Below are 6000 nucleotides of genomic sequence, written 5' to 3'. Positions count from 1 at the left end.
TTTTTGACGGATATATTATTGTCGTTCTCGGCGCCTCGAACCCGTGGTTTGCCGCATACTTTCTGTTAGCCGCGTTTAGCACAGTAGTTTTTCTGTTGTGCCTAGCATATGTTTCAGACCGGTTTGCTGAGTTTATTCTCCTGAAAAAATCGCTTAGCATAATATCGTAGGATCCAATAGCCATTGAACCTCACCTTTCTCCGCACTTGCGGTGTTTTTTTTACCTGTCATCTTGACCAACGATCATCCAGTGCCGCATTGTTTTTTTTTATGGGCATAAGCATCCTATTTAACTGTCATAGGAGAAACACCTCTTTAAGGGATATGTAACAGACAAAAAGTCTTTGTTGTCCTTAATGACGAAATCTCGCATCGTATGCAAGGAGGTCTCCTGTAACTGCAGCTTCACTCAAATTTTCAGGACGTTGTTTGCTCATAATTTTTCTCCTACAGGGAAGGCTCCGGATATTCATCATCTTCAAGCCGCTCTATTTCAAGTATAATCTTTTTGGTCTCTGCCTGAAGCTTACTTATGGTCTCAGGGTTAACATCAAAAAATATTTTTCTTTTTGCGTTTGCACTGACATACCCATCTTCCTCCAGCGCCATCTGGCAGTATTTATTGATCTGCTTTTTGCTCATAAGGGGAGCTATCTCCCCAATACTGTCTTTGACCCTTGTGACTATTTTAGCCTCTTTAAGTATCTCCTTGACAGTGTAATCCATCGTATCCTGCATAATGGAGTACATAGTCTCCGCAAACGGTGTCACATCAAGATAACGGTACAGGTCAGGGTCATTTCCCTTTACAGTTATGAAATTATTTTCATCTGCGTCAAAGGTGCATTTTTTGGTTATCTTGCATGTAACATCTTCAAGCCCTTGTATATAGTCGTTCTTCCGGCTGCCTATTATGTCGGATATGGGGAATATAGCGCCTCCCGGCACATATTTATGCGAAGCAAGCATATCATGGAAGCAGAGCCTTGATATTCTCCCGTTCCCATCCTCAAAGGGATGTATCGCAGTAAACACCATATGCGACACAGATCCGGCAACAACAGGATCTATACCCATATCGGCAGTAAGGGTCGTGTGGATGTCAATAAATCCGTCCATAAGTTCGTAAACGTTTTTGGGAGACGGGGTTACGTAACTTATCACAGGAGCCCTGCCCCCCCTTCCCTTGACGCCTATAAAATTCTGCTTGTCCCTGTAGTCATAGTTTACAGAAAGACTGTCTACGATCTTATTCTGTAAATCTATCAGCTTATTCTTTGTCAGTGGTCTGACAGCAGCCCCGTTCTTTTTAAGTATACCTTCATACTTTCTAACCCTTTTGTTACTCTTCGTATCACCTTCTACCTTGAACGACATTATAGATTCTTTAAAGAACATGATGTCCTTAACTGTATCGAGAAGCCTTTTATCTGTCTTAACAAATACATTAAGCAGCTCAGCACCGTAATTCCTTAAAGAGTACCTGTCAAGGCGTTCAGTCCGCTTGACTATCGGACAGAGCACGCTGAGATCGCCCAGGGTATTGTCGGCTATTCTGTATTTTGCATTTACACGGCTCTCCGGTATCTCTGTCAGCGTATAATAGAAATCTTTATTCAATAGGTCCTGCAGAGGCCGGTAACGCGCCTCAAGAATTTCCGTTCCTGAGAAATCAAGCGAATCCCCTGTTATTTTTTCGTACAGGTAGCCTGCCTTCCTGTTTACCGCCCCTTCGGGACTTTCATTGACAATGGCCTCGAACTTCGATCTCTCTTCCGAAGTGAACGCAAGGAACGTCTTTTTGAGGATATAGGGATTGAATTCCTCGCCTGCTATGGCAAAAAACGTATGTTCCGGGGCGCCTATTGAATCATAAACTTCATCAAAGACGCTCCCGGGTCTGTTTTTTACTATCCAGACACTGTTGTTGTCATTTTCGTATTCAGCCCTGTTTTTTGCAATTACGTTGCACTTGATTTTGCTGATCGGGTCAAGCCCATACTTGTCACAGAGCCACACATTGCCCAGCAGCCTGTACCCTTTTTCCTTAAGGACATCTATCTTATCGTGAAGCGGATAATTCCTTAATGTAAACATTATAGCCTCCTGTTCCGGCATGTTCTGCTGCAATACATGCACTTTGTGAAATGGCGTTTTTTCTGCAACTTTTTTGTGCATTTTGAAAAATAAATGTGCAAAATCAGGGTCTAAATCCAACCTCTAAAACCTGTAGATTCTGATATGGTCAGTGTTAATTTCACTTTAACCTATTAGTGAAACTGTTCACTCTGTTTCGTTTGGGCGAATTTTTGCCTTTTTCTGATAATTCGCACAATAAGTTTAAATTTAATATTTTCAAGCCTTTTTATAATTCGAAGCGCGATGCAGTGTTTACCATTAGTATGCCTTTCTCTTACCAAGCACATGACATCTATATATCAAGCGCTTTTGATTAAATAGATATGCTCTGGATTCTGTTAGGAGTTGTCTTTACCCCCTCGTTCCTTTCGTTTCTTTTTAAGTTTCTCGTAGTCCAGTTTCGGCACCTTTGCGCGGTCTTCCATGGCATCGGATATCCAGCCGTAAAAATCAGGCACGGCATCTGAAATAAGTATGGCCTTGCTTATGTCTTCCGGATCATACCGGAGCGCCTTGAGCGCCCTGTACCTTGCCTTCTCTATGGTGTCCTCCGGCAGCGTCATGTACGGGGAGAGCACTGGCATATCCTCTTTCGGGATATTCACCTGCGTCCCTCCGAACGGATCGCGTCTTTCGCGCGCGATGCACTCGCCGAGCTCCTTTGACACAAAGCCTATTTCATAAAGCATGTTTTTGCCGTCTCCGCTGTCAAGCCTGCCAGAGGCAGGAACGGTGACCCCTATGCTTTTAAAATAGGTCGAAGGGGGTTCCGGAGCTGCCGAACGGAAGCAGAAGCCGCTCTCCTCATAGGCATCTCTGGTCGCAACGTCATTTCCGAGCAGAAATGCCGGAACAGCGGACTCCTGGGCCGATGTCCAGATGACAAGGGTACCCGAACTGCATTCCGAGACGGCCCTCTCAAAAGATCCAAGCTGGAATTTGGTCCAGCGTTCAAGGGCGAGCGCATATATTATGGTATCCGGGAACATGGAGGCAGTCCGCACGATCCAGGGGATAAAGTGGTCCATGCTGCCTGTATATCCCGTCCTCAGCATTATTGTATCGGCGCTTCCGGCCATGTACAGGGCGGTATTTCTGCCGCCGTTTCTGCATATCATGGTGTTCAGCTCCCGTACGGCCTCCTTTATGAAGGCCCCAAGGACCTTTCTCGGTCCTTCCGGGAACCTTTCCGTATAATCTTTAAGGCACCCTCTCTCGTCCGGTGTCATACTGGCTGAACGGAAATCGGTAAAGAATCCCGAATTCTTTTCGCCCAGGAGTTCCCGTCCGAAATCAAACGCAAGGGAGGCAAATATCGGGGTGAGCTTCGGCAGCTCCGGATCTTTTCCCGCGGATCTGATCTCAGAGTCCCAGAGCCTGAACGCGCATCCCGCAAGTGCCCTGATGATTGAGGACGAAGCGGCCTCCCACAGCCACTGGGACATCTCAGGCGATCTTCTGATGCCTGACATGATCATGTCCGAAATATAGTCCTTAAAACTGTCCAAAGAGGTAACAGAGGGTATAAAGAGGGCCTCTGCGAGAAAGTCAATATCTGTGGCGTGCGGCATAAATTCAAAATATTCATCATAGTCGTCCGATGCAATGCCTATTGCAGCCGACTTTTTCACCCCGCCCTTGACGTCGCCTGCGGAGAAGAACATCCGGTCAAGCGGGAGCCCGGAACGCACGAGGCTGTCGCCGTCGGGAAACGCTACTACATCAAATCTCTTGTTTCTCCTGTAGAAGCAGTCCTTTGATATATGGCGCTTCGCTAGGCGGTACCTGCCTTTGGGGTCCAGCTTCATGCTCATTGATACGGAACGCTTGTAGAAATCCTCCGTTATGATGTCGGGCCTTGAGGCCAGAGCCTCGGCCCTGTTCCGTATGCGGGCAAGCCAGTGCTGCATGACCTCGTCTCCCGGTCCTATAAATCCCGTAGATCTCATTGAAATTATCCTCCGTAGTTAAGGGCTGCCGTGATCCGGTTCGCGCAAAAAGCGCTTTTTAAAGGTGAGGAAAAATGAGTAATGATACTCGTTTTGAACTCTTATTCTTCAGATTTAAAAGATATCAATGAGGGAGCGATTTAAGCCCCCTCTCTTTTAAATAATACCGACTAAATATTATAACTACGCTATCTTCAAATCATTTTCAGGAAATACCGTCTGATCGAAGATCTCATACACCAGAGCCATGGAATAAAGGGCTGAGTAGGACTTATGTCCGTCCGGCGCCGAAATGAAGTCTTCAATGGGACTTAGTTCCGGATCGTCTTTATGGTAATGTCCGAAAGACCATCTGTCGAAATCCAGCCTCTCCGTCACTTGCTCAAAGTACGGAGAAAGCGGATCGTAAAGGTTTGGTTCATACCCCAGGTCCTTTGTGAGAAGGGGTTTGAGATCAAGTGAGTCCAGTGCCCTTGTCGGCGCGGCGTGGGTAAGCACCATATCTACCCTCCAGCCGTTTGCTTCAAGCTGGCTGATCCCGTATTCATATTCCTCTTTACTCGGTTCCTCCGCCGCCCACCAGGAAGTACCTTCCCTGCGCAGGATCTTGTCTATGGAAATTCCGCCGCCGAAACACCAGGTCTTCATGCCACCGAAATCATAGACATGCCCCCTTTGTTTCAGGTGGAGGACCGAAGACCTCAAGACACCGACCTTGCCTCCGAAACGTTCCTCTTCCGGGAAGGCGCGGAGGCGGTCGAAGTTCTCGTGGTTCCCGTCGATAAACACAGTGGTGAACGGCATGGCTTCGAGCTCGTCAAGGATCCTGTTTTCTATCCGTCCCTGCTTGGGCGTATCGGGACCCCAGATGACACCGAAGTCGCCGACCACGGCCATCAGGTCGTTTTTTGTAAAGGTATATTCGGTATCCTCGTTCGCCTTAATACTGTCCATGACAGCCCTGAATCTTTTGACCGGGTCTCCGTGCGTATCTCCTGTGATGATAAGTCTCATGCCCTGCACGTTCCTTTCCGTCTGATTCTTTTAATTCCTCAGGAGAGAAATAATTCTCCCGCGGATTAATTAAAGTCCGCATTTATTGTACGGCAGCGGAGCACCGTTCGTTTCTTTCGCGCTTATTAAGGCAGCGCCGTCGGCCTTAGGAGATTTCGCATTTTCGGCTGCGGAACACCGGACATTATACAACGTTGAAATATTCATGCTTGTTGTTTAAGCAATACTTGAGCTTACTATAAATAGTAGAAATAGTCAAGCCTATTTTTATTAAATATTTTTATTAAATTTATCTCAAGATCCTCAAACCTATTTATTCTAAAACTTTCAGATGCCCGACAAGGGATTTCACCCCTTGTCGGGCTTGCCTGCCAACGACGATTTTTCAAACGAACCCGTGGAAACTGCCCATCTCAAAAATCCAGTCCTGTGTGATGTCAACGGCATCATGCCCCTGCAATATCTTGGGAGCCATGCTGCCATCTTCGGGGAAGTCCGTTTCGTAATCAAGCAGAAAATAATCGTTATCGGGGGTGACCCGAAAGCGTATCATCGGCTTGCTGTGGACCAGACCGTCTACCAAAACCCCGTGATATACCTGAAGGATGTCGTCTCTGTCGACTTTCTCATCGATCGAATCACCCCATATTTCCAGCCTTTTAAGGAGGGTGTTCGGAACATCGTCGAAAAGTCCCATACTCTCGTCCCTCAGGCGTGACCAGAGGAAAACTGTCTGCATAGTATCAGCGGGATCGTCTGTATAGAAGTTCCTCCAACCACCGGCCATCTCGGTCAACTGAGCTATTTCGTGCACCAGATCCTTGAAGCCACCCGTTATCAGGACACCGCTTCTGTCAAGTTTTTTCTCCATGCTGAAACCCTCCTCAATAAATATAGA

At 46.8% G+C, this 6000-nt stretch carries 5 protein-coding genes; all 5 read right to left on the bottom strand.

Annotation, left to right across the window (positions count from 1 at the left end):
* Positions 1-184 (bottom strand): hypothetical protein (locus OLM33_09585; protein MCW1713904.1); only part of this gene is annotated, 184 nt, incomplete at its 3' end.
* A 263-nt stretch (positions 185-447) separates the two neighbouring features.
* Positions 448-2097 (bottom strand): Fic family protein, encoded by a 1650-nt coding sequence (locus OLM33_09580; protein ID MCW1713903.1) that lies wholly within the window; start codon positions 2095-2097, stop codon positions 448-450.
* Positions 2098-2477: 380 nt separating this feature from the next.
* Entirely contained in the window at positions 2478-4088 is a 1611-nt protein-coding gene (locus tag OLM33_09575; GenBank protein MCW1713902.1) for a hypothetical protein, read from the bottom strand.
* Positions 4089-4271: 183 nt separating this feature from the next.
* The gene (locus OLM33_09570) at positions 4272-5102 is read right to left on the bottom strand and encodes a metallophosphoesterase (GenBank protein ID MCW1713901.1); all 831 of its coding nucleotides are present in this window, start codon (positions 5100-5102) and stop codon (positions 4272-4274) included.
* 385 nt (positions 5103-5487) lie between these two features.
* A complete protein-coding gene (locus tag OLM33_09565; GenBank protein MCW1713900.1) occupies positions 5488-5973 on the bottom strand; it encodes a hypothetical protein in 486 nt (161 codons plus the stop codon).
* Between the last annotated feature and the right edge of the window lie 27 nt (positions 5974-6000).

This window comes from Synergistaceae bacterium DZ-S4 (assembly GCA_025943965.1).
Classification (GTDB): Bacteria; Synergistota; Synergistia; order Synergistales; family Synergistaceae; genus Caenicola; species Caenicola nitritireducens.
Note: the sequence above shows the minus strand (reverse complement) of the source record. Positions and strands in the feature narration are given on the sequence as shown.